Consider the following 23,204-nt stretch of genomic DNA (forward strand, 5'->3'; position numbering starts at 1 on the left):
CTTAGTCAAATGCGGGTATCTTTCACGCTCGACCTGTACAGTCCCGGAGGCATGCCTTCTTCCCTTTTAAAAAATCGACTAAAGTAGTATTCGTTCGAAAATCCCATTTTTTCCGAAATCTCTTGAATCGTCATTTCCGTATCTTCCAGCAAACCTTTAGCGAATTGCATTTTGGATTGGGCAATTAATTTATTGGGTGTCATATCATAACATTCCTTGACGATTCGATTCAGCTGTTTTTCACTTAATCCCATGAGCTTGGAAATATCGGCTACTGTAACCTTGTCGAATCTTCTATTATTCAAATGTTCATGAATCAAGTCCATTCTATAATCGTTTATATTTTTTCTTATTTTTAACCGGTAAGGTGACTTGGGAGCTGAAGGCATTTGTCTTGCGAGGTTAACCAGCACCGTTAAGAGAAAGCTTTTAATCGCCGTCATAAATCCGTCTTTTCTTTGCGTGGCTTCCTCGAGCGAATCAAAAAATAAACGGCTGGTCTTTTCGTCAACGGCAAAAGGGACTGGAGGCGCATTTGTAAATTGGGCTGATAGGAATGAAAACTCATCGTCTTCGTCGATGATTTCAATATCAAAACACAATACAAACTTTACTAAGTCCTGTCCGTCGACATTTTGCTGAGCGTGCGAAACATGGGGAGCGATAACGATCGCTTCCCCCTCTTTTATCAGATGTCTCGTATGATCGAACAGGAACCTGCAGCTTCCCTTGGCGATGAAATGTATTTCTGTAGCGGTATGCGAATGGCGTTTGACGATAAATCTTTCCGTATATTCTTTGATCCTGAACCAAAAGATTTTAATATTGGCATGACCGCTCCGAATACTCAGATCCAACTCATACAACTTTTTAAAGCTGTCTTTTGAGATTGGATACATGAATTTCACCCTCCTAAAGCATTCATCATCGTACGGATCTGCTTCTCCATCCCTCTAAGCTGCTCGATCTCCAGCATCGTTGAAGCGGTCAGAGTGCCGGAACCGCCGGAACGTCCTTGCAGACCAATGGGCAAGCCTTCTAAACGCAAATAGTACTTGGCATTCAGCGGATAAGGCTGACGTTCGACGGCGGATGCCAATCCTAGGAATTGCTGCAGGCAGGCTGCTTCTTCAGGACGGCTCTGCTGCAACTGAACTAAGCGAACGTACAAATCGGGATGGAAGTTGGCCATAACACCGCTATACCCGGATGCCCCCCCTTCCAGCGATTTCAGCAGCGTGGCCGCATTGGCGTTAAACAGCTTTAACCGGGTGCCTCGCACGGCGTTCAGTTTGGCACCCAGCTGCTCCGGATCACAACAGGTATCTTTCAGAAAAAGAAACCGTCCCGTTTCCGCACACCACTTCAACAGTTTGGGAGACAGCAATCGCTTATAAGGGTACGGGCATTCGTAAACACCAAAAGCGACATCAGGCACTGCGGATAAAATAATTTCCGCATTTCGTCTCCAAACATCCTCTGACTCATCAGCGCCAGCCAAACGGTTGCTTACCAATACAAAAGCATCGATGCCTACGGACGAGATCCGTTTAATCTCTTCCACTTGATCCGCAATCGCATAAGATACGTGACCTGATGCAACCACTTGGACACGTCCCTCGGCTTTCTCCGTCACAAACTTTGCTAACTGCACGCGTTCCTCCAAGGATAGAAAGAACATTTCACTCGACTGGCATACGGCGAACAGGCCCTGAACACCCTGACCAAGAAGCCATTCCACATACTGCTCTAATCCAGCGTAATCAATCTCTTTGTTTTCCTTAAAAGGGGTAACCATTGTTGGATAAACGCCGTTTTGAAGATTCATTTTTAATCAGCTCGCTTTCACTTTTATGAAATTATTTTTTTGCAAGGAACGCATCGATTTGGGTTTGCATTTCCTTTTGAATTTTGTCGATACCAGCGGCTTTCATCTGTTTATTTAGATCAGTTAAGCCCTTGTCGATATCTTTGATTACACCGTATTCGAGAGGAACCGCATACCGAAGCATCACATTACTGACATTAGCAACCTCGGTTTTCACATTGGAATTGTTAAATACAAACGTTTCAAGCGGATAGTGAAACACTTTCCCTTGCCAAACTTTCGCCAAATCAGTGGCTTCTTGCGGAAAAGACACATTAACCCGGTTTAACGAAGAGTCAAAACTCCATTTAGAGAAACCCGTATAGTTCGCATTTTTACTGGTCGATTTAAATTTATCATCACCTACAGGCTCATAATGTGTACCTGCAATACCGCTCATCATCAGATCGTGAAGTTCTCTATTGTTTTGCATAAGATCAATAAACATCAATGCACGTTCCGGATTTTTGGAAGTCGCATGGACCGACGTTCCGTTTTGCGTAGCAACAGATACTGATTTCTTACTATTCGGGGTGATATCCGCTATGGCCACTTCAAATTCTGGTTTGTCCCTGCGCATTTCAGCCATCTTTGCTCCAAGTGTGTCCAAATTTTGTGTGACAGCTGCCGTTTTTCCTTCTTTAAAGTCCTGCATATAGTCATTTTTACTGTTTAAAACATTTTTCGACCATGCATTATTATCCGCGAGATCTTTGTAATAACCTAATAAATCCTTGAACTCCGGCGTTTCGTAAACGTTAAATATTTGTCCTTTTTCGTCCTTTAATTTGAAACCTAAAGGAAGATCGGCATTCAGCATATTCCAGTCATTCTTTTGCTTAAGCAATGCGAGATCCAAATTGTGTAATTTCCAATCCCCTGTTTCTGGCGTAAAAGGAACCATGCCTTTTTCATTTTTGGCAACTGCCTTTAGATAAGTAGCCAAGGTTTCAGGGCTATTAATTTCAGGCAAGCTATATTTCTTACGCAAATCTTCCCGGTATAAAATGAGTTTTTCAATGAATCCACCTTTATTCGCAGGAACCATATATAACTTGCCATTTGCTTTTGCTTGATCCCAACTCACCTTCGACATTGCTTTCCAAGTCATAGGCATATTAGTGGATAGCAAGTCATCCGTCAATTCCAGGAATCCACCCTTTAATGCCTGATCGCTATAGCCAGCCCAGTTTGCAGAATAGATTAAGTCAAAATCTTCATTGGCGGCTAATTTCAACGGATATTTTTGCTGCCAATCGGACCAATCCAGAAACTCTGCTTCAATAGTCGCGTTGATTTTCTCCTTTAGCTTTTTGTTGATTTCAGTGAAAACTAAGTCATAATCTACTGGTTTAGGTCCAAGGAAAATGATCTTCAACTTAACTTCTTTGGAGGTATCCAATTTTCCGTCTTTTATAGTGGGCTTCGCACTATCTGCCGGTTTCGTGCTTTCCGAAGCTCCCTTATTGCTGCTTCCACAAGCATTTAGAGTCATGACCGATGATAAAATAAATGCCAATAAAACCAGTTTACTCTTCTTTTGCATAACTAATATTCCCCCTTATAATCGTAAAAAATATCGATAAACCAGGTTTCCCTAGGATCATCCTTTCACAGCGCCAATCGTCAAGCCTTGAACAAAGTATTTCTGAATGAATGGGTAGGCAATCAGAATTGGACCGCTTGCAACAATCGTCATCGCCATCTTTAAGCTTTCAGTTGGAAGACTCGTTGTAACAACGGCTCCTGACTCCATCATTGCCTTTCTCATGCCATCCATATTGCCTAGTATTTTATATAAATAATATTGCAGCGGCATCAATTTTTGATCGGATACGAAGAGCAAGGCATGATACCAATCATTCCAATAGCCAAGTGCAATAAACAAACCAATGGTGGCGAGTGCCGGTTTGGAGAGCGGAATGATCAGACGTATGAAAATAAGAAAGTCGCCTGCACCATCTATTTTCGCCGATTCTGTGATCGCTTCGGGTATGCTGCTCATAAAGGATTTCATCACAATGATAAAAAAGACGTTTAGCAGCGAAGGAATAATTAAGGCAAGCATTGTATCTTTCAAATGGAGATAATTTACGAGTAGTAAATACCAAGGGACAAGTCCGCCGTTAAACAATGTAGTAAAGAAAAAGAAGAATGAAAATGGATTGCGCCATTTGAAATCTTTTCTTGAAAGACAATAGGCGGTCATCGATGTCAGAAACAAACCCGATAGCGTGCCGAGCAAGGTAACCGTTATGGTTACCGCATAAGCTCTTATCATTTGGTCGGGATACTCAAACAGAATGCTGTAAGCTTCCCTAGAGAAAGCTGTAGGAAATAGCTTAAACCCCTCTATTGCGATTACGCTTTCCTCGGTCAATGAGGATGAAACGATCAGAATAAAAGGAAATATGCAAAGGATCGCGAGAACAGCCAGTGAAACATAACCGATGGCAGCAAATAGTTGACGGTCTAATTGGTTTCCTGCAGCTTTGGTTTTAGTCTTATTGAAGCTAATCTCAGGTGAACTCACTTTATTACCTCCATCTTCAGAATAGAGCACGGTCTTTGTCATGTTTACGAACAGCATAGTTAACCAGCATGATTGTAACAAACCCAAGTACGGATTGATAAACACCTGCTGCAGCCGACATTCCGATTTCATTCGTGGTGATCAGTGACCTGAAGACATAGGTATCGATGACATCCGTTGAAGAGAACAAAACGCCGTTATTGCCTACCATGTTATAGAACAACCCGAAGTCGCCACGGAAAATATTACCTACTGCCAGCAGCACAAGTATGATGACTGTCGGATAAAGATTGGGAATAGTCACCTTCATAACACGTTGGAAAATATTGGCCCCATCGATCTCAGCAGCTTCATACATTTCGGTATCAATGCTTGTTATGGCAGCCAGATACATCACAGTTCCATACCCTAGTGATTTCCAAGCCGAGACGATGACAAGTATAATGGGCCAATATGAAGGCGTGTTATAGATGTCGATTGGTTCTATACCTATTCCTTTAAGGAATACATTGAGGGTTCCAATGTTATAATTCAATAAATTATACGCAATCGAGCCTACCACAACCCAGGAAATGAAATAAGGGAGAAACAAGACGGATTGTGTTATTTTGCGGAACCACATGCCCCCGACCTCAAACAGCAGGATTGCTGCAATAATTTGCAGAGAATTATTCACGACTATAAACGCGATATTATATAACGCTGTATTCCTTGTAACCCTCCATGCATCCCCAGATTCAAAGAAGAAACGAATGTTATCCAGCCCATTCCAAGGACTCCCGAAGACGCCGCCTGCATAATCAAAATGTTTGAAAGCAAGTATAATCCCTACCATCGGCACATAAGCAAAAAGCAGATAAAATAGTACAGCCGGTGCCAGCATCACCAGTATGACTCTATATTTGACAACATCGTTCCAGAATCCGCTTCGATTCATCTGTACACTCCTTTCTCTCTCTCTATGATTATTATAAAGAGTAAACGTCCGCGACATCATTAAGAGAAACAACTAAAACCAATACTAATTCAACGATTCAGTTGAAAACTGTATAAAAAAATAACTCGAGTCCACGTTCGACCCGAGTTATTCATTCATTCGTTCATCAGCTTTCTAAACCTTATGTTTTTTCCGATATTCCCCTGGTGACATTCCCATAGATTGTTTGAATAGTCTGTTGAAATAAACCATATTTTTATATCCGACACGCTCCGCAATTTCATAAATTTTCATAGTGGGGTCTAAAAGCAGCTCACAGATGCGTTTCATTCGCAATTCAATCAGAAAATCACTAAACAGAATATTCGTTTCGGTTTTGAACAGATGACCGAGATAATTCGGGGTAAAATCAAAATGAGCGGCAACTTCGTTTAACGTTATTTTCTGCCCCAGCCTTTTTACCACATATTGCGTAATTTCATCGATTAGTTTTCGCTTTTGTCTTTGTTTTTTTAAGTATAACAGCTCGGATAATTCAAAAAACCTTCTTCTTAACCAGGAAAGAATATCGTGTACCGTTTCGAATTGGAAAAGAATATGAGGTTGATGGGAGTCCCACTTCAGTATCTCATATAAATTTTCGTTCATTTGTTGTAAATCCGCATGCAGCTTCGAGGTAATCCGAATAATGAGATCATAGACGTCGTTTTTGTGGGAAAACGGCTCGTCTCCCTTAAATAACTCTAGTAAACAATCATCAATCGTCACCAAATCATATTCCAGCATCGATCGCAGCATACGTTCAACGATCTCTTCAAGATTAGAAGCCATCGCTTCTTTAGGGGACCATTCAGAAGCATCACGGATTAAGCGATTTTTGCCCAATATCCATTTGATGCTCAGAGCAGCTTGTGCTTGCCGGTAGGATTCATGCAGTTTATCAATCAACGTTGTGTACATCCCAATTCCAATCGTCAGGGTAAACGGAAATGCCCTGCTGAATACTTGAATCAGCTCTTCAAGGAATACTGTAAAATATTCCTCTTTTACTGTGGATACGAGAACAAAGTGATAGTCATAGCTCGTAATCACACTTCCCAAATCATTCTCTTCGGCGAATTTACGGATAAAATTCGTAATTGTAACCGTTAACAAACGCCTTTCTTCTTCCGTCATTTTGTTGATCTTCCATGGCAAATCATCGATCTCTATGATCGCAACGGCAGATCCCCTCTGTAATAACGGAGCTAGAAAACGGTATATGTGCGCCTCGACTTGACCCGGTGTAATTTCATTAAACCAACGAAGCAGCAGCTCCTGATTGACAAGCGTTAAGGTTTCAGATAAAGAAAGATCCTCCTTCCGTTCCTTCTCAATCTTCAAACAGAGCTCGGCCAGCAATTCGTTCAACTCATTGTCATCTACAGGTTTAAGCAGATAACCGGAAGCTTGTAACTGAATGGCCTCTTTCGCATAGCTGAAATCTTGATACCCGCTAATAAAGATGAGATGGACAAGCGGATTGATTGCCTTCGCTTTTCGTGCAAATTCCATTCCCGACATAATCGGCATGCGAATATCCGAGAGAATAATATCAATTCGCTCCTGCTCCATGACTTCCAAAGCCTTGAATCCGTTCCTAGCCGTCGCGATAACATGCAAGGAATTAAGATCACTGCCCGCTATCCTACGTCTCAACCATTCTAAATCAATCGCTTCGTCATCCACCAACAAGATGTTAATATTCATATCTGATTCTCCTTCCGTGTTACTTTCCCGACAAGAGAGTTTCTTCATCTTCGCGCATCTCTGCGTTCTCTATCGGAAGAATCATTTGTACCGTTGTTCCCGCTCCATATATGCTGCCAATATAGATACCGAAATCGCTACCGTACTTTAGCTTTATTCGCTCATCCACATTTTTCAGTCCATACCCATTAGACTGATGATGATTGGATAACATTCTACTCAACGTTTCAGGCTTCATTCCAATCCCATTATCAATGATTTTCAACTCAATGCTATCCTCTAATCGTTTTCCTGTTATACGGATGGCTATCGTTTCCCCAAACCAGGCATGCTTAAAAATATTTTCTACAAAAGGCTGCATAATTAATTTAATCACTTGGATGTCTTTAATCTCCGGCTCAATATCCATATAAACCGTAAAGTTATCCGCATATTTAACTCGCTGAATCTCCAGATAGGTTTCCACCTGCTCCAGTTCTTTCCCAAGTGAAATATAAACGTTTCCTTCATTTAATGTTAGTCTGTAAAACTTGGCTAAGCCCTTAACCATGTCTGTTACCTTCTGAGTTTCTCCTAAATTCGCCAGACTCCCGATGGTTGAGAGCGTATTATACAGAAAATGCGGATTAATTTGGGCTTGGAGCGCATCCAACTCTGCCTGTTTTTTCTGAATACCCTGCACATATACATTTTTAATAAGCTCTTGAATGCTTGTTGCCATCCTATTGAAAGAATCGGCAATATGCACAAATTCATCGTTTCCGGAAAAACCAATCCGCTTATGTAAATTGCCTTCTTGAAACGATCTAACCAAACTCAAAATTCTTTTCATCCTCTTGCCGGAAAGACGAGCAACAATAAGCCCGATAATAGCCATGACCAAGAAGCTTATCAAACAAACGGTGCTTATCACTTTTTGCATCCTACTGGCATCTTTGTTCAGATAAGCATAGGGAACCAAAGTTTCTATCACATAGCTTGTCCCAGGAATCGTTTCCTTTAAAATTAGATTTGATCCTTCGTTTACACGTTCATCCGCAGTCCCTCGTTTATACATCGTCTCCCCTGAAATCACATTAATCAGACGTTGGCTGAATCCTTCTTCAATCGGAAAGGTATCGAAGTTACCCAGAAGATCATCAAATCGAGCTATGGCACGTATATAACCAATAACAGTTGAATTGCCACTAGATGTAACAAGTTTACGAAAATGCGAAATATGATCCAATTCCCGATCTGAATCTACCTGAAGCCATAAGTTATCTTTGTTTGACGATATGATCGACTTAAACCATTCGCTGTTTTCTATACGTTTTGAAGAAACCACGTAATAATCCCGCCTATTGATCGGAGTCGCCATATTATCACCAGGAACTTCAAACATCTCTTCGTTCTCTGTATAGAGCACCAGCCGGATATTGTTCCCAAATAAAAGCAGCGGCGCTTTCATTTGTGGAATAATTGCATCCCTCATTGCAAGCATAACATCTAGCGGTTCTCCTCTTTTCTGAATGGCATCCTGGAATGATAGACTACTGAACAAAGTATCGGACATTCGCTGGATTTCATCCAATTGGTATTTCATGTTGTTCCTCGTTTGTTTCAGGGCAGATCGAATATTGGTTTCTGCCATTTCGGTTCTCGATTGAATGAGCATCGTGTACGAAATATAACCGATCAACACATCTGTCAACAAGACGAGAATAAGATAAGGAATCATCATCTTGTATGTAAAAGGGATATACAGCTTGCTAGGCATCAATTTATCAAATTGTTTCACCTTGTATTTACCTTTCTTTATCAAGATCTTTCCATTACCATTCTACAACAAGCTTATGATGAATTGAAGCAACAGATTGCTTGATGAAATACAAAAAAAGCCGCAATTTACGCAGCTATACATACCACCACAAACGAAATATTCATACGACATTCGAATGAAAAGAAAGCGTCTTACTTACTCGTGGAAAGAAGCTTGGTGCCAAAAACGACATTGGACGAACGGAAAACCCAACGAGTGCTAGTCGTATGAACTACCCTCTCTCTGGTCTATTACGTATCATCGAACGAATCACCTATAGGTTCACTAACACAATTATTGATTATTAAATCTTTTACTAGAAATCCAAAAGACCGTTACAACAATTGCTAGTACAATCCATATAAGTACCACTAAAACATTCCATATTACGTTGGGGTTGACTGCCCCTGTAATTAAAACTTCCATTGCTTGTTTACTCATACTTGCTGGATTCATAAAATCTGTAAGAGCACTCAAACCAAGTACAATTCTACAGCCCAGTAGGAATACAATTGAAATTAATGCAATAATACCTTGGCTATTAAAAATAGTACTTATCATCGTAGTGAAGGATACCATAAACAGAACCCATAACAAATAGAACAACGAAGCGATTATCGCGTCCACAAAATTAACATTTGTAAACAACAAATTAACATACACATACGAAATCAAGTAACCTAACGCTACTGAACAAGCAACAAATATGTAATTGGCAATTATTTTCCCACCTATGTACGATACAACCTTAACCGGTCTTGTAAGAATAAAAGCCAGCATACCATTGACTTTATCTGTCTGTAAGACCCCCATCATCGAAATGCCAATAATGATAACCCCCAACTGATCAAATTGAGCAGCTAAAGTACTTGCGAGTACTTCCCCACCTTGCTGAGCAGCCATATTAGGATCAATTGTAATACCTTGTGCTCCTCCGAGTGATTTTAATATGGAGGGTAAGTAATGACTAACAACTGGTTGAGTTACTCCTAAAAATATAAATACTAGAGGCAGCCAAATGATTTTAAATTCACGTACCATTTGAACAAATTCTTTTTTCATTAGCACATTAAAGTTATTCATTTTTCCACCACCAACTTCATGAATATCTCTTCTAAGGTATCGTTATTAATTTCAAACTTTACGAGGTTAACCTGATGTTCCAGAGCACTTCTTAGTAACTTATTCTTATTCAAGCTTATATTTTCAACTTGTATTTTTATTTTATTTCCTACTGCCTCTACATCTTTTACATAGTTCAAATTCTTCAAAACTTCCATCCATTCTCGATCGATAGACGTAACTTCAAAAATTATTTTATTTTGGCTATTACTGTTTAACAAGTCGGAGATAGTTGTATCTTCAATTTTTTGACCATTTTTGATGATAATAAATCTTTCACATATTTCTTCTGCATCACATAATATATGCGTTGACAATAAAATCGTCGTCTCTCTCTTGATTTCCTCGATTAGATTCAGTACTTCTCTTCGACCAATTGGGTCTAATGCCGATACCGGCTCATCCATTACAATCAATGATGGTTTGTGTAATAACGCCTGTGCAATGCCAAGCCTCTGTTTCATTCCACCTGAAAATGTGCCAACTTTTGAATTCTCTTCTCCACTTAACCCAACTTTCGATAATATTTCTGGGATAGCCTTTGTTAATTCTTCTTTACTTAATCCTGATAGTTCCCCCATGAAAGCAAGAGTTTCTTGTGCAGTCATCCAATGATAAAAGTTAGGGTACTGTGGTAAATAGCCAATTTCCTTTTTCATTTGCGAAATTTTGTTCCCGTTAAGCAATATTTCTCCCCTTGTAGGATTAATAATATCTGAAATAACTTTGATGAGTGTCGATTTACCAGCCCCATTCGGCCCTATCAATCCCACACATTCTCCAGATTGCAGAACCATTGAAAAGTTATTTACTGCCGTTTTTTCTTTAAATGTTTTAGTAACATTTTTAACTTCTAATTTCATGTTCTTTCACGGTCCTTTCTGCCAATAACAAAGTATAGAATCGGACCAAACGTGTTTAGAAAAATAATAACGAGACTCCACAGCAAAACATTTTTCCTCGTTTTTCTATGCTTGTATAAATCCATTAATGCTATTAGGATCAAAATCATCCCTACAGCTAAGACCGGTAAAATAACCGGCAACACAGACATGAAATCAATATCTTTTAATTCGTTCCACCCGTAATGTATTTGCAAAATAACCACTCCCCTTAAGTCTATGTTAAAAACATTATGTTATCATTATCGATAATGATAACATAGGAACGTAAAATGTTACACTTATTTTTTTCTTTAACGAATATTGTTTTAATTCTTATTGTTATTTACAATGATAATATTATCATTATAGATAATAACGAGATCTTTTTATGATTGGAGAGAAAAAGATGGTTAATAAAGCTGAAATTATCCTGCACCCAGTAAGAATGAAGATTTCTCAAGCTTTAATGAGAAACAAAGAAAATGGACTGTCTTCACTTGAAATGGTAAAAATCATTAAAGATGTGCCTCAGGCTACTCTATATAGACATATACAAGTTCTGTTAGATGCTGGAGTTATCCGTATTATGAAAGAAAAAAAAGTGAGATCCATTTCCGAAAAATACTACACTTTAAATGAAGAAGAAGCCCGACTTAGTGCAGATGAGTGGAAAAAGTCTTCTAATAAGGAAAAGCTGAATTACATTTCGCATTACCAATTATCGCTTATGACTCAATATCAAAATTATCTTAGCAAATTAGAAGAACGAGATTGCTCAGATGATGGTTCTACTTTTTCACTTGTAGAATTAAAGCTTGACGATGAAAATTTTATAAAGTTTCAAAATGAATTAAACGACCTAATCATAAAATACTACAACACGACTAACGAAATTAATGATCTGGATGCACCAATTCGAACTATTGCCTTTACTATTATTCCAGAATCCTAAAACAGAAAATTCAAAATATGGTGATTTCTCAGCGATTATCATGCCTTACAACAAAATAAAAAACCCATGTCTATTGACATAAGTTTTGATTATGAGAGCTTGATAACTTATATAGACCTGGCAACTCGAAATCCAAGGTCATCAATCGCAAATGTCGGGTGACTGCGACGACGACAAGAAGCCCCGCAGCCCCTGGCCTCTTCAGCCCAGCTGCCGCCGCGAAAAATTCTGTAAGAACCGTATACGTTCTGATCGTATACATCCCAACACCACTCCCAAACATTCCCCAGCATATCATATAGCCCCCATGCATTCGGTTCCTTTGTTCCTACTTCATGGGTCGTGCCAGCCGAATTTTCGTTATACCAGCCAATCTTATCAAGTTCTCCGTATCTATATCCTGTAGTTCCTGCTTTACATGCGTACTGCCATTCCGCTTCGGAAGGGAGGCGATAGCCATCGGATTCCCAATCACAGAGGATAGTTTCACCATCATGACTTATAGAATAACATTCCTTTAAACCAGCTTTCTGAGAAAGTAGATTACAAAAAGAAATCGCATCATTCCATGAGATATTCACAACCGGATTTTGATCTCCGTCATTTGAAATAGATGATTTTTGTGAAATGGCATAATAAAGTTCCTTAGTGACAGGGTACCGAGCAAGAAGAAACGGTTGTATGTCAACCTTCCATTTCGATGTTGTTCGATCGTCCCTTAAATCGATCTCTCCACCAGGAATTTTTACTAGCGGATAATCAACAAGACGCTGTAATTCATTTGACACCCCATCTTCCTCCTAGTCTATCTGTGTTAAGCTTTACTCAATTTATCAATAGCTTCTTCTTCATTTGACAAGAAAAAAATATCTTTTCCTTTGTTACACTCATAGATGAAATCTTTCAAACTCTCACTTGAAAATACAGAAAAATCACCAACTATGGCAACTTTCACTCGATAATTCATAAATTTTTGTAATATTTCACCCGCAAGCCGTGTTTTTAAATCGAAAAAATCCTCACTTAATGCCGATCGATTTATAATTATACGATCACAGTCTGCTTCATATCGTACGGTTGCCATTAGATCTAACGCCGACTGAACATCGGTTATCAATATTTCGTTGCTTTCAACGATGGCAATTTCTATATCGTTCTTTTTGGTTGTATTTATTTTCATATTCGTCCTCCATCTGTCGTTCAATTTTTAACTAATCTTTTGACATAATCCTCACAAATATACCGATTATCTTCATTATTCAATGGAGTAATATTCGCTACTCTAAAAAAGCTTAGTCCAACCACCATCGCCAGCAGGCCGTAAGCAGCGCTTTGGGAATCGTCCACCTTCATTTGCCCCGACAAATTGCCGTACTCAAAGATCCTCGCAATGCCGTGAAGATCTGCCATATAGCTCTTGGATACTACATCTTGTAAATTGCTATCCAAAACAGCTTTGGAAAAAAACTGAAGAAAAAGCTTAGCTTGATCTTCATGCGGGATAAACATCTTCTCAATCCCATCAAGTTCGGATACATTGAGCGTCTTTTGCCCATCATCGCTATATGGCGGGAGGATGTGCTTCAGCGTGACATCGATCATTTCCTTTGCTGCCATTGTTTTCTGAATTTCTGACTGGATTTTTAAACCGTAATAGGCTAAGAACGATTTGAATGCTTCCACGATCAAATTATCTTTATTCTTAAAATAATAAGTGACAACTCCCTTTGAACATTCCGCATACTCAGCGACCTTATCCAGAGTCATACCATCAATCCCGTGTCTGCTGATACAAATTAGTGTGGCATTAACTACGTCTGCTCGACGTTTTGGCTCCATTCCTACTTTAGGCATTTTTCTCCTCCTCATTCCTTGATTTTTTTATACCGTACAGTCGGAATAAATAAAATATATACATAATCTTCTATTATGTCAACTCGAAAAGGACAACCTAGAATGTTTCTATGCAAGTAAAAGTGCTATAATTATCTAGATGTCATTCAGTCCACGAAAGGGAAGGAGAAACACTCATGAATACCACGCAATTGGATCGTATCCGTACGGGAAAGGGCTTTATAGCAGCCTTGGATCAAAGCGGCGGAAGTACGCCTAATGCTCTGCTGCAGTATGGCATTAAGCAAGAAAGCTATTCAAATGAAGAAGAGATGTACGCATTGGTGCATGAGATGAGAACGCGAATTATTAAGAGTTTCGCGTTTGATTCCCAGTACATTTTGGGTGCGATTTTATTTGAGAACACAATGGATCGTTCCATTGACGGTCAATTTACAGCCGATTATCTTTGGGAGAAGAAAGGCATTGTGCCTTTTCTAAAAGTCGATAAAGGGCTTGCCGACCTTGAAAACGGAGTTCAGACTCATGAAGCCCTTTTCCGGTTTAAACGACCTTCTGAAGCGTGCGGTTGAGCGAAACATCTTCGGGACGAAAATGCGCTCGCTTATTAAGGAAGCCAATCCTGCCGGAATCAAACAAGTCGTTGAGCAACAGTTTGCCATCGGTAACCAAATCGCCCAGATGGGGCTGGTTCCGATTATCGAACCGGAAGTTGATATCCACAGCGCTGATAAGGAAACATCGGAAAAAATATTAAAAGATGAGATTTTCGATCAATTATCCAAGCTTGGCAAAGACGTAAAAGTTATGTTAAAACTATCCATACCGACGGAAAACAATTTCTACAGCGATTTAATGAAGGATCCGCATGTTGTACGGGTTGTGGCTTTATCAGGCGGCTACACGCAAGCGGAAGCAAACGACAAGCTGGCACATAATCATGGATTGATCGCTAGTTTCTCGCGTGCCTTATCGCAGGGACTAACCGCCGAGCAAACAGACGATGAATTCAACACGATGCTGTCCAAAACCATTCGTGACATTTATGAAGCCTCCATCACATAAGGGAGTTCACTTGGCCATTCAAGCGAATCCAACTAAAAAAACGACTCCGAACTTTTAATAGCTCGGGGTCGTTGCTTATTTTTCCACACTGTCTTATTGTTCATTGAATTTCACACGACCACTTTGCTGTTCATTTATGATGATGGCGCCCTATTATATCCTCTGTCTCCGTATGGCTGCAGTTTCTCCACCCACCGCTTTTCCAATTGCTTAAGCTCCCAGCGTACGTCGGTAACCCCATCAGTTTCCTTTTCCTCTAGCACCTCATAGGTGAAAGTTTCTGCTCCTAGTTCCTTCCAATCTTTTTGTAATTGGGCATTTGCGAATCTTCCCATGTTCAATTGCATCTGTATGGTCATCCATTTGTTTTTCAGATTGGGAAAGCTATCCACGTAAATTTTGCCATTGGCCTTGTTTGTTATTTGTATGGCACCCATGTAGGTCTTAATCTGCTTAAATTCCTCCTGAAGCTCCCTACGCTTGTTCTTGTCCATGCTTTTTACTCCTTTCTAGTCTTATAAATATTGACAATAATCACAAATACCGAGCGATAATCTTAACCAGTTTTGCAGGCAGCTCCGTTAGATTTGTAATATCCAAAAATTTCTCATTCCCATAGATTTGATTAATCACATCCTTGTCCTGGCCTATTGCCGCTGCAAGAAATGTAATTCCTTTCCGTTCATATTCGGCTATGGTCTGTTGCATATCATTGATTGCATAATTGCCGGTATAATCATCCATGGCTTTGGGTTGCCCATCACTGATGCTGATCAATAACTTTGTTTGCACAGGTGAACCCGCTAATCGGTCCGCCATAATTCTAAGAGCCATCCCATCACGATTATTACTTCTGGCACGAATTCCCATAAGTCTGAATCGATCATTGGCATCTGTTCGATCAAAATCGGTATAGGCATAAATCGACATTTGCTCCAGTTTGGAAGCATCGGCTGTATCCCCATAGATCAGTATAGGAATATGACAAATTTGACAAAATTCATATACGGCTATCACTGCACGTTTTGCAGCTTCTAATCTCCCAAAAGCCGACATGGATGCTGACTCATCAACCCTTAAACCGACCACAAGGGAAGGGGATTCTGTTGGAGGACGTTTCTTGGCAAAATACCTAAAATCCTGGTAAGCAACACTATCCGCTTGAAATTTGCTGCCATAAAATTGATTCCGCGCAAATTCAGAAGTTGTCTCATGTTCCAACAATGGTAGTGTCTTTCTGGCAATTTCGCGCACGACAGGCATGATTTCTTTGCTGAGACTGATATATTCCTGCTCAGACTCAACACTGTAATCAGGACAGTGAACAATGAGCTTAACCCTTTTATGAATAGAATCGGACACAACCTCCCTTGCGTCGCGATTCAGCTTTTTACGGAAATCTCGATTTTTTTGTTTCTCTTCGTCTGACATTGTTTCAGGATTTGCCCTATGATATTTAGGAGTTCCCTCCTCCCCTATATCTGAGCTTTCCATATCGGTTGAATCATCCGAAACGTCGGAAGTGCTTTCATCACTATCCGCAGATTTTTTTAATGCGATACCCTGCTCCTCCACCTTCTTAGCGTGGTCAAAATCCGTATCGTCGATATTTCCGGATGTTCTTATCTCTACTTCATCAAAAATTCTTTTTTTTTTATTTCAATCTCAATTTGATCTAAACTCGCTAACAAACCATGGTTTTTCAGTGATTCCTCCAATAGTTTAATCTCTTCGGAATCGGTTGTTATCTTATAGATGACTTTATGATAAAGGGATTCTTTTGCTGAAGCACCTTCGGCAACCGCATCCGCCCAATAGAAATATGAACGCATACCCGCTACGCCTTTAATTGCATTAGCACGGGCAGTTTTGTCCAAGATAATAATGATTTCTGTTAAAACATCCAACACCTTTTCATCCGTATAACCGGTTTTGGACATTGCCCGTTCTATCATGATTTCTTTGGTTGGCAGGTCCATCTTTTCCGTATGCTGAACTCTGTCACGCAATGCTTCATTTAGCGGTCTGGTCCCTGCATAACTCCGGTTTGTTGTAATGACCGCTATGAAATCCGGGTGTCTGCGTATGATTTCTGTGGGAAGGTTAATGCTCCCATCCAGCTCTAAGGCAGAGTTGAGTGCCATCAGCACCGCGGCATCCCGAATAACGGTTGGTTCTTGGATCTCCAGAAGATAGCCATTTTGATAGGCTCTGACGATTTCGGAGGGGTAAAATCGATACTCAACCACCTCGTCCTTGGTATTTTGCTCCGCAGGCTCCATATTTTCTAATCGATCCGATGAAATTACCGGCAAAATAGCGCCAATAACGTCCGATTTATCCATATCGGCAAAACAAGTCACTTTCACATAAGGAAGTCCGAATTCAGCGGACAATGCTTTGGCAAGTTGCGTTTTACCGGAACCGGCGTCACCCTCTAACAGAATATTGGCGATTTTCATTTCCCCGCGATGCCAGTTCCGCTTTATTTCTTTGCAAATACGCAGTTCTTCCTCACTTACCGTATGAGATAACGGCTTTTTCCAAATAAGTCCTTTCTCTATATCCGTCAGTTGTCTTGTTGGTGATAATTTAAATTCTCCCTGATTTTTCATACCTTTCACCTTTCCAAAATTGGTTAATACCCCATTTCTTTCAGTAGACTGGATAAGACGCGAAGGCGTTCTCCAATCATTTCACCATCATCACTAAGTGCCTGTGCAAACAACTTGATATCATTATCAATCATGGGATTTTCTGCACACACGGATACACTCATTGCATCCCCTTGCAGACCAATGCGGTCAATCATCGTGTTATCAGGGTCATACATTTTCGGGAAACGATAGGCATCCTGAAAATATAAGCTGCTTCTGCAAATCAAAACGGCAAGGTCAAGGACACGGTGCATAGGCAGCTCCTCCGACTGTCTTGACCATTTTTCCCCAGTATATCTCCAAACTTTTGCCGAGATTTCGACTTTTCCCCTGTCATTCCACTGTGCCAATCCCAGGGATAAACCTTTTGCATCCGTATTCCCGGCGTAACGGCCGTCAACCTGCTCATAATTTTCTGAAACGATAACAGGTTTATGTTTTAAAGTAGTTGGTATTTTCATTTTTTCCACACTCTCCATTTTCAATTTACTAAATTACTAATTTACTAAATTACTAAATAGTTAAATTTATATTACCCTGCTCTTTATCATCTGTCAATCCAGTTATTCAACCAAAACTTGCTCATGCGAAAAAAGGTACCATCCATCTCTATGTATTTGTTTTTTTGCACTCTGATTTCACTGTTGCACTACATGGAAAATTCCTGTTAGATTTCGCTCCGTATCGAAACTAAATAGAGGCTGCTCGCTAGGTTATTAACCTTTCGAGTCAGCCTCTTTCAATGTCTATTTATTGTATTTCATAAAACCGTATCCATTATCAGTTATTCAACATCAAAACCCGCATCTTTCCAAGCCGCTGTTCCACCATCGATATAAGCCACGTCTTGAAAGCCCATTTGCTTCAGCAAGTAGGCTCCTAGAGAAGCTTGTCCGCCAGCGCCGCATGTAACTAAAATCGGGCGGTTCCTATCGGAAAGCCGCTCATCACGCAGGCGCTCAGGCACGCCTAAATCCGCCCGAATAGGCAGCATGCCTAAGGAAATGTTTACACTGCTTGGAATAAGTCCGCATGCTCCTGCATCAGCGGCATCCTGGACGTCAATGACCAAAGTCTCAGGATTAGCATTCATTTTTTCTCTTGCTTCCTTAGAGGAAATTCCAGGCACATTCTCACGCGCTTCAGTCACCATGTCTTTAAAGGTTTTTGCCATTTGGGTTTACACTCCTTGTTTAATGGTTTATATAAATTAGTTGTTGCTTTCGCCAAATTCTTCGTCAAATCCGCTTCTACATGTTAGGCGGGGTAGCCTCCGCCAGGCGGCGGCCAAGCTCCATTCATTCGGCGGAGCAAAACGATTTCTCCCAAGTGATAAGAATTGTGAGAGGCAATGTTGCGCAATATCCCCGCTTTCGTCTCAGTTGGAAACTTTTCAAGAGTCTCATCCAGCTGTGACGTTCGAGCAAACTCACAAGCTCTCTCAATTCCTTGCAGAAAAGATTGAACAATCGTCTCCCATTCCTCTTCACTCTCCGGACGTTCCGCAGTAGGCCAACTATCCATGACGCTAGAAGGCAATTCAGGCTTGTCTCCCTCAAGGTAAGTCAACAAAAATTCCTGCCAGAAGCTCATATGCTTCAACAACTGATAAATGGTGTATGGCGCACCCGCAGTGCGAATGCCTGCAAGCTCAGCCGTAATATCGCGCAGGGCTCTAGTTATCGGAATATGTCCTCGTTCTCCGACCAATGATTTTACAAGTGCTTCACCAAACGCTCGATTGGATTCATTCATAGGTATAGCTGTCATCTTCACCCTCCTCCATTATTTTATATGCCCTTAAATTGATAGTTTAAAATTAAATTGCGTGAAATATAATTTAATTTTATCCCAAATTTACGTAATTCGTCAAGTTGATTCGTTTCATATAACTTTTATATTTGGTCCTCGGATGGTATATTGGTTTTGGAACAGTTAAATGATACAATATGGAAATGATAGACAATCAAACCTAAGGAGTGAAATTAATGGCTATTGATGTATATCTTAATTTTAATGGAAACACTCGTGAAGTCATTGAGTTTTACGCAGATGTATTTGGACTGGACAAGCCACAAATCATGACCTTTGGAGATACACCACCAGACCCATCCTATCCGCTTCCTGAGGAAGCCAAAAATTTAGTTATGCATGCACGCCTCAGCATTTCTGGAAGTACGGTTATGTTCTCCGATGTTTTCCCAGGAATGCCTTACGTTGCTGGTAACAACATTAGCCTTTCCTTAGTCAGCAAAGATATCGATGAAGTGAAATCAGCTTTTCATAAGTTGAAAGAAGGCGGCAAAGTAGGCATGGAGCTTCAAGAAACTTTCTGGAGTAAATGCTACGGCAACCTTGAAGATAAATTCGGCATTCAATGGCAGTTTAACTACGACAATGGTGAAACGGTTTATTAATTAATCTTTTCACAATACAAAAAGGATATCTTCAATTACAATATGGGAGAAACCAATTTTGATATGGACTCCAAAAACCGAATCCTTAAGGATCGCTTATCATATTCCTCTAACGTCAACTCCATACAGCCCTCCATATCCTTCCAGAACGTGTTTTCCAGCTTCTTCGCCGTCTCTGCATGATACATCAAAGCGTTTGTCTCGAAATTCAGCCGCAGGCTGCGAATATCGAAGTTAGCCGTCCCAACAGAGGCAACCTGCCCATCGACGATGATCGTTTTCGCATGAAGAAAACCATGATCATACAAATAGCATTTCACTCCTGCTCGCAGCAATTCTCCTACATAATACAAGGAAGCCCAATGAACAAACATATGATCTGCTTTCTGTGGGATCATGATTCTAACGTCAATGCCCGATAGAGCTGCAATGCGCAGCGCATTCAACATGCTTTCTTCAGGAATAAAATACGGAGTCTGCAATAGGATTCTGCTCTTGGCCATGTGAATCATTTTTAGGAATGTAAACACGAAATGCGGCCAAGCTTCATTAGGTCCACTTGCCACAATTTGCATAGGTACCTGCTCCAGGCTATTGGCTTTCGTATTATCGGGAAAATACTGCGGTTCAACTTCCATTTGCTGCACAGATGCTAAGTTCCAGTCCAGAATAAATCTCGACTGCAAAGCACGAACAACGCTTCCAGTCAAACGAAGGTGCGTATCTCGCCAGTACCCGAATCGCGGATCTAAACCCAAATATTCATTACCGACATTGAATCCACCAATATACCCAATCTGACCATCAATGATAACTAATTTACGATGATTGCGATAATTTACCCGATAGTTCAGGAACGGAATACGCGATGGAAAAAATGCAGCTTTTTGCCCGCCAGCTTTTTGGAAATCTCGAAAAAAGGACTCCTTCAAGGACCTTGAACCAATATCGTCATACAAGAATTTAACGTGGACACCTTGCTCTGCTTTTCTTGTGAGAGCTTCTATGATCTTGTGACCCAGCGAATCATTCTTGACGATGTAATACTGCAGATGTATATGGTTTTCCGCAGCTTCAATTTTCATCAATAAATCATTGAATTTAGCCACACCGTCTGTGAAAATATGTACACCATTATCTTGCGTGAGAAATGCATCATTCGTTGCGACATTCAGATAAATCAAATCTCGATACTGACTTACCATCGGATCAATATAGGGCAACGTCCCGTCAATCAGCTGTTCCCTCTGCTCAGAAATGACGGTTTGCACTCTTTCCAGCATACGGCGATTCCATTTATACAGCTTTCTGCGGCTCAAATTTTGTCCAAGCATCACATAGAGCAGGAAGCCGAGAATCGGAATGAATAAGAGCACCATGAGCCATGACCATGTTGCCGCCACGTTTCGACGTTCTAAGAACACAACCGTTATGGCAAGTAAAATATTGATCACAAAAACGACAGTTAGTACATGTGATAACCAGTCCATAACACCACTCCAAACCATTTATATCCACTCTTCACTATTATACCTGAATTTCGACAAATTAGGAAAAGACCCCCTATTCACATCGTGAATAAGAGGTCATTAACAAGCTGCCATTTATGCTATTTTCTTAATTAGGCACAGTTTTCTCAAATAATAAACGCCGCCTACTTTAATGACATCATCCGAATAAGCTTCAATCAATGAACCTGCGTCTTCCAATTCACCATCAAACCACACCTCTACTGGTGTTTGAAATAACATGCAATGGTACATATCTGCATCCGTTAAACATACCTCAGTCCGGCTCATTATGAACAACTGCCTCTCCTACAAATTTCACCCGGTACTGTCTTTATCGACACGATCAGGGATAAAATGAAGAGGAACAAAACAGAAGAAAACTGGAAGCAAAGTGCTTCCAGTCTCCTCTTAATCGTTAACCATCACTTTATAAAGTGCGATATACTGCTGTGCTGACTTTTTCCAGCTGAAATCGCCTTTTTTCATATTTTGCTGAATTTTCAGCCATGCCTCTCTATCATTCTTGTAGAAAAATACAGCACGGCGAATGATATGCAGCATGTCATGCGCGTTATAATTGCTGAATGTGAACCCGGTTCCTTCACCCGTGAACTCATTGTAAGGCTGCACGGTATCTTTCAGACCGCCAGTTTCTCTGACAATGGGTACAGAGCGATAACGAAGTGCTATCAACTGCCCAATCCCGCAAGGCTCAAACTGTGACGGCATCAAGAATAAGTCAGATGCAGCATAGATTTGATGTGCTAAAGACTCATCGAAGTAGATTTGAGCAGACACCTTATCTGGATGCGTTTGAGCCGCATGCCGGAACATTTGCTCATAGCTGTATTCACCTGTTCCGAGAACAACGAGTTGGATGTCTAATGTTAGGATCTCCGAAATGACATGTTGGATGAGATCAAGCCCTTTTTGCTGCACCAAGCGAGTGACCAACGCAATCATCGGTACATCAGCATTCACAGGCAGTCCCAAGCGCTCCTGCAGAGCTAGCTTATTCTGCTGCTTTTTCGGTAAGGAATCTCGATAATTCACCACTAGATGCGCATCGGTCATTGGATCGAACACATCATAATCAATGCCATTCACAATGCCCGTTAACTGATCTTTGCGATGACGAAGCAAGCTGTCCAAAGATTCACCATAAAAAGGAGTTTGAATTTCCTCGGCATAGGTCTGACTTACCGTTGTTATCTGATCCGAATAGAGGAGACCGCCTTTGAGGAAGCTTGCGCCACCATGCAATTCAAGCGCAGTTCCTGTGAAATGATCGTCTGATAAACCGAACAAATCTTTGAATAGGGATTGATCAAACACACCCTGGTATTTCAAATTATGAACGGTAGACATCGTCTTCATCTCACTATAGAAAGGGAGATGTTGATAATGCGCCTTCAGCAGCACAGGAATCATACCGGTTTGCCAATCATGGCAATGAATCACATCCGGCTGGAAATCAAGCAACGGGAGCGCCTCAATAACCCCTCTGCAGAAGAACCCAAAGCGCTCAGCCTCGTCACCATATCCATAAATGCCTGGACGCTTGAAATAAAATTCATTATCCACGAAATAGAAGGTGACTCCTTCATGCTGAAGCATCTCTATCCCGATGTATTGCTTTCTCCAACCGATGTACACATCAAATGTAATGACCTTCGTCATGGCTTTCCGATAAGCAGCTGGGATATCGCCATACTTAGGTAAAATAACCCGCACATCCAGTCCTTGACGAGTAAGCTCCTTAGGCAACGAGCCAATTACGTCAGCTAGACCGCCTGTTTTAATAAAAGGTACAGCCTCAGATGCAGCAAATAGTACTTTCATCTTCCTACTCCTT

24 protein-coding genes and 1 pseudogene are annotated in these 23,204 nt (G+C 40.7%); 3 read left to right on the forward strand and 22 right to left on the reverse strand.

Annotated elements, in window-relative coordinates:
- Nucleotides 1-5: 5 nt before the first annotated feature.
- From ACBP55_RS22935 to ACBP55_RS22980, 10 genes are all read right to left on the reverse strand, one after another.
- Nucleotides 6-899: a helix-turn-helix domain-containing protein gene (locus tag ACBP55_RS22935; RefSeq protein WP_464645202.1), complete on the reverse strand. Its 894-nt coding sequence runs from the start codon at nt 897-899 to the stop codon at nt 6-8.
- A gap of 5 nt (nt 900-904) precedes the next feature.
- On the reverse strand, nt 905-1,828 hold the full coding sequence (locus ACBP55_RS22940; RefSeq protein ID WP_464645204.1) for a dihydrodipicolinate synthase family protein: 924 nt from the start codon (nt 1,826-1,828) through the stop codon (nt 905-907).
- A 31-nt stretch (nt 1,829-1,859) separates the two neighbouring features.
- Nucleotides 1,860-3,413 carry an ABC transporter substrate-binding protein gene (locus ACBP55_RS22945; protein ID WP_464645206.1) on the reverse strand — a complete coding sequence of 518 codons (1,554 nt, stop codon included), beginning with the start codon at nt 3,411-3,413 and terminating at the stop codon, nt 1,860-1,862.
- A gap of 57 nt (nt 3,414-3,470) precedes the next feature.
- Complete coding sequence (locus ACBP55_RS22950; protein ID WP_464653386.1) at nt 3,471-4,319, reverse strand: carbohydrate ABC transporter permease; 849 nt, start codon at nt 4,317-4,319, stop codon at nt 3,471-3,473.
- Nucleotides 4,320-4,416: 97 nt separating this feature from the next.
- Nucleotides 4,417-5,337 carry an ABC transporter permease gene (locus ACBP55_RS22955; RefSeq protein WP_464645208.1) on the reverse strand — a complete coding sequence of 307 codons (921 nt, stop codon included), beginning with the start codon at nt 5,335-5,337 and terminating at the stop codon, nt 4,417-4,419.
- Nucleotides 5,338-5,511: 174 nt separating this feature from the next.
- Nucleotides 5,512-7,086, reverse strand: coding sequence for a response regulator (locus ACBP55_RS22960; protein WP_464645210.1), 1,575 nt, complete (start codon nt 7,084-7,086; stop codon nt 5,512-5,514).
- A gap of 19 nt (nt 7,087-7,105) precedes the next feature.
- Nucleotides 7,106-8,866, reverse strand: coding sequence for a sensor histidine kinase (locus tag ACBP55_RS22965; protein WP_464645212.1), 1,761 nt, complete (start codon nt 8,864-8,866; stop codon nt 7,106-7,108).
- Between the two features lie 315 nt (nt 8,867-9,181).
- Complete coding sequence (locus ACBP55_RS22970; protein ID WP_464645213.1) at nt 9,182-9,970, reverse strand: ABC transporter permease; 789 nt, start codon at nt 9,968-9,970, stop codon at nt 9,182-9,184.
- Entirely contained in the window at nt 9,967-10,872 is a 906-nt protein-coding gene (locus tag ACBP55_RS22975; RefSeq protein ID WP_464645215.1) for an ABC transporter ATP-binding protein, read from the reverse strand. The genes ACBP55_RS22970 and ACBP55_RS22975 overlap by 4 nt, the downstream gene beginning before the upstream one ends.
- A complete protein-coding gene (locus ACBP55_RS22980; RefSeq protein ID WP_464645217.1) occupies nt 10,869-11,108 on the reverse strand; it encodes a PLD nuclease N-terminal domain-containing protein in 240 nt (79 codons plus the stop codon). Before ACBP55_RS22980 ends, ACBP55_RS22975 begins: the two co-directional genes overlap by 4 nt.
- 191 nt (nt 11,109-11,299) lie before the next feature.
- Between ACBP55_RS22980 and ACBP55_RS22985 the strand changes: the two genes are divergently transcribed.
- Nucleotides 11,300-11,845, forward strand: coding sequence for a helix-turn-helix domain-containing protein (locus ACBP55_RS22985; protein ID WP_464645219.1), 546 nt, complete (start codon nt 11,300-11,302; stop codon nt 11,843-11,845).
- 107 nt (nt 11,846-11,952) lie between these two features.
- On the opposite strand, the gene ACBP55_RS22990 is transcribed toward ACBP55_RS22985, so the two are convergent.
- Genes ACBP55_RS22990 through ACBP55_RS23000 form a run of 3 tightly spaced genes read right to left on the reverse strand, consistent with a single transcriptional unit; the run spans nt 11,953 to nt 13,699 of the window.
- Nucleotides 11,953-12,633 (reverse strand): formylglycine-generating enzyme family protein, encoded by a 681-nt coding sequence (locus ACBP55_RS22990; protein WP_464645221.1) that lies wholly within the window; start codon nt 12,631-12,633, stop codon nt 11,953-11,955.
- Nucleotides 12,634-12,659: 26 nt separating this feature from the next.
- Nucleotides 12,660-13,025: a DUF4180 domain-containing protein gene (locus ACBP55_RS22995; RefSeq protein ID WP_464645223.1), complete on the reverse strand. Its 366-nt coding sequence runs from the start codon at nt 13,023-13,025 to the stop codon at nt 12,660-12,662.
- A 20-nt stretch (nt 13,026-13,045) separates the two neighbouring features.
- A complete protein-coding gene (locus ACBP55_RS23000) occupies nt 13,046-13,699 on the reverse strand; it encodes a TetR/AcrR family transcriptional regulator (protein WP_464645225.1) in 654 nt (217 codons plus the stop codon).
- A gap of 176 nt (nt 13,700-13,875) precedes the next feature.
- Between ACBP55_RS23000 and ACBP55_RS23005 the strand changes: the two are divergent.
- Nucleotides 13,876-14,764: pseudogene (locus ACBP55_RS23005) on the forward strand (fructose bisphosphate aldolase).
- 134 nt (nt 14,765-14,898) lie between these two features.
- Here the strand turns inward: ACBP55_RS23005 and ACBP55_RS23010 are convergent.
- The 6 genes from ACBP55_RS23010 to ACBP55_RS23035 all read right to left on the reverse strand — a co-directional run bounded on the left by ACBP55_RS23010 (nt 14,899) and on the right by ACBP55_RS23035 (nt 19,176).
- On the reverse strand, nt 14,899-15,258 hold the full coding sequence (locus ACBP55_RS23010) for a GIY-YIG nuclease family protein (protein WP_464645227.1): 360 nt from the start codon (nt 15,256-15,258) through the stop codon (nt 14,899-14,901).
- A 40-nt stretch (nt 15,259-15,298) separates the two neighbouring features.
- Complete coding sequence (locus ACBP55_RS23015) at nt 15,299-16,195, reverse strand: vWA domain-containing protein (protein ID WP_464645229.1); 897 nt, start codon at nt 16,193-16,195, stop codon at nt 15,299-15,301.
- Nucleotides 16,196-16,392: 197 nt separating this feature from the next.
- Complete coding sequence (locus tag ACBP55_RS23020; protein WP_464645230.1) at nt 16,393-17,379, reverse strand: AAA family ATPase; 987 nt, start codon at nt 17,377-17,379, stop codon at nt 16,393-16,395.
- Between the two features lie 23 nt (nt 17,380-17,402).
- Nucleotides 17,403-17,882, reverse strand: coding sequence for a DUF6530 family protein (locus ACBP55_RS23025; protein ID WP_464645231.1), 480 nt, complete (start codon nt 17,880-17,882; stop codon nt 17,403-17,405).
- A gap of 323 nt (nt 17,883-18,205) precedes the next feature.
- Nucleotides 18,206-18,595, reverse strand: coding sequence for a rhodanese-like domain-containing protein (locus tag ACBP55_RS23030; RefSeq protein WP_261301034.1), 390 nt, complete (start codon nt 18,593-18,595; stop codon nt 18,206-18,208).
- Nucleotides 18,596-18,678: 83 nt separating this feature from the next.
- Complete coding sequence (locus ACBP55_RS23035; RefSeq protein ID WP_464653387.1) at nt 18,679-19,176, reverse strand: DinB family protein; 498 nt, start codon at nt 19,174-19,176, stop codon at nt 18,679-18,681.
- 233 nt (nt 19,177-19,409) lie between these two features.
- Between ACBP55_RS23035 and ACBP55_RS23040 the strand changes: the two genes are divergently transcribed.
- Nucleotides 19,410-19,838 carry a VOC family protein gene (locus tag ACBP55_RS23040; protein WP_464645233.1) on the forward strand — a complete coding sequence of 143 codons (429 nt, stop codon included), beginning with the start codon at nt 19,410-19,412 and terminating at the stop codon, nt 19,836-19,838.
- A gap of 35 nt (nt 19,839-19,873) precedes the next feature.
- On the opposite strand, the gene cls is transcribed toward ACBP55_RS23040, so the two are convergent.
- The 3 genes from cls to glgA form a co-directional block, all read right to left on the reverse strand.
- Complete coding sequence (gene cls / locus ACBP55_RS23045) at nt 19,874-21,328, reverse strand: cardiolipin synthase (protein WP_464645234.1); 1,455 nt, start codon at nt 21,326-21,328, stop codon at nt 19,874-19,876.
- A 114-nt stretch (nt 21,329-21,442) separates the two neighbouring features.
- Nucleotides 21,443-21,637 carry a hypothetical protein gene (locus ACBP55_RS23050; RefSeq protein WP_171692658.1) on the reverse strand — a complete coding sequence of 65 codons (195 nt, stop codon included), beginning with the start codon at nt 21,635-21,637 and terminating at the stop codon, nt 21,443-21,445.
- A 120-nt stretch (nt 21,638-21,757) separates the two neighbouring features.
- Nucleotides 21,758-23,191 (reverse strand): glycogen synthase GlgA, encoded by a 1,434-nt coding sequence (gene glgA / locus ACBP55_RS23055; RefSeq protein WP_464645236.1) that lies wholly within the window; start codon nt 23,189-23,191, stop codon nt 21,758-21,760.
- Nucleotides 23,192-23,204 lie beyond the last annotated feature (13 nt).

This window comes from Paenibacillus sp. WG02, from assembly GCF_055396115.1.

Bases quoted from the DNA above. Each gene is read 5' to 3' on its own strand.
- ACBP55_RS22935 (WP_464645202.1), bottom strand. From the start codon at position 899: ATGTATCCAATCTCAAAAGACAGCTTTAAAAAGTTGTATGAGTTGGAT.
- ACBP55_RS22940 (WP_464645204.1), bottom strand. From the start codon at position 1,828: ATGAATCTTCAAAACGGCGTTTATCCAACAATGGTTACCCCTTTTAAG.
- ACBP55_RS22945 (WP_464645206.1), bottom strand. From the start codon at position 3,413: ATGCAAAAGAAGAGTAAACTGGTTTTATTGGCATTTATTTTATCATCG.
- ACBP55_RS22955 (WP_464645208.1), bottom strand. From the start codon at position 5,337: ATGAATCGAAGCGGATTCTGGAACGATGTTGTCAAATATAGAGTCATA.
- ACBP55_RS22960 (WP_464645210.1), bottom strand. From the start codon at position 7,086: ATGAATATTAACATCTTGTTGGTGGATGACGAAGCGATTGATTTAGAA.
- ACBP55_RS22970 (WP_464645213.1), bottom strand. From the start codon at position 9,970: ATGAATAACTTTAATGTGCTAATGAAAAAAGAATTTGTTCAAATGGTA.
- ACBP55_RS22975 (WP_464645215.1), bottom strand. From the start codon at position 10,872: ATGAAATTAGAAGTTAAAAATGTTACTAAAACATTTAAAGAAAAAACG.
- ACBP55_RS22985 (WP_464645219.1), top strand. From the start codon at position 11,300: ATGGTTAATAAAGCTGAAATTATCCTGCACCCAGTAAGAATGAAGATT.
- ACBP55_RS22995 (WP_464645223.1), bottom strand. From the start codon at position 13,025: ATGAAAATAAATACAACCAAAAAGAACGATATAGAAATTGCCATCGTT.
- ACBP55_RS23000 (WP_464645225.1), bottom strand. From the start codon at position 13,699: ATGCCTAAAGTAGGAATGGAGCCAAAACGTCGAGCAGACGTAGTTAAT.
- ACBP55_RS23010 (WP_464645227.1), bottom strand. From the start codon at position 15,258: ATGGACAAGAACAAGCGTAGGGAGCTTCAGGAGGAATTTAAGCAGATT.
- ACBP55_RS23015 (WP_464645229.1), bottom strand. From the start codon at position 16,195: ATGTCAGACGAAGAGAAACAAAAAAATCGAGATTTCCGTAAAAAGCTG.
- ACBP55_RS23020 (WP_464645230.1), bottom strand. From the start codon at position 17,379: ATGAAAAATCAGGGAGAATTTAAATTATCACCAACAAGACAACTGACG.
- ACBP55_RS23025 (WP_464645231.1), bottom strand. From the start codon at position 17,882: ATGAAAATACCAACTACTTTAAAACATAAACCTGTTATCGTTTCAGAA.
- ACBP55_RS23030 (WP_261301034.1), bottom strand. From the start codon at position 18,595: ATGGCAAAAACCTTTAAAGACATGGTGACTGAAGCGCGTGAGAATGTG.
- ACBP55_RS23035 (WP_464653387.1), bottom strand. From the start codon at position 19,176: ATGAATGAATCCAATCGAGCGTTTGGTGAAGCACTTGTAAAATCATTG.
- ACBP55_RS23040 (WP_464645233.1), top strand. From the start codon at position 19,410: ATGGCTATTGATGTATATCTTAATTTTAATGGAAACACTCGTGAAGTC.
- cls (WP_464645234.1), bottom strand. From the start codon at position 21,328: ATGGACTGGTTATCACATGTACTAACTGTCGTTTTTGTGATCAATATT.
- ACBP55_RS23050 (WP_171692658.1), bottom strand. From the start codon at position 21,637: ATGAGCCGGACTGAGGTATGTTTAACGGATGCAGATATGTACCATTGC.
- glgA (WP_464645236.1), bottom strand. From the start codon at position 23,191: ATGAAAGTACTATTTGCTGCATCTGAGGCTGTACCTTTTATTAAAACA.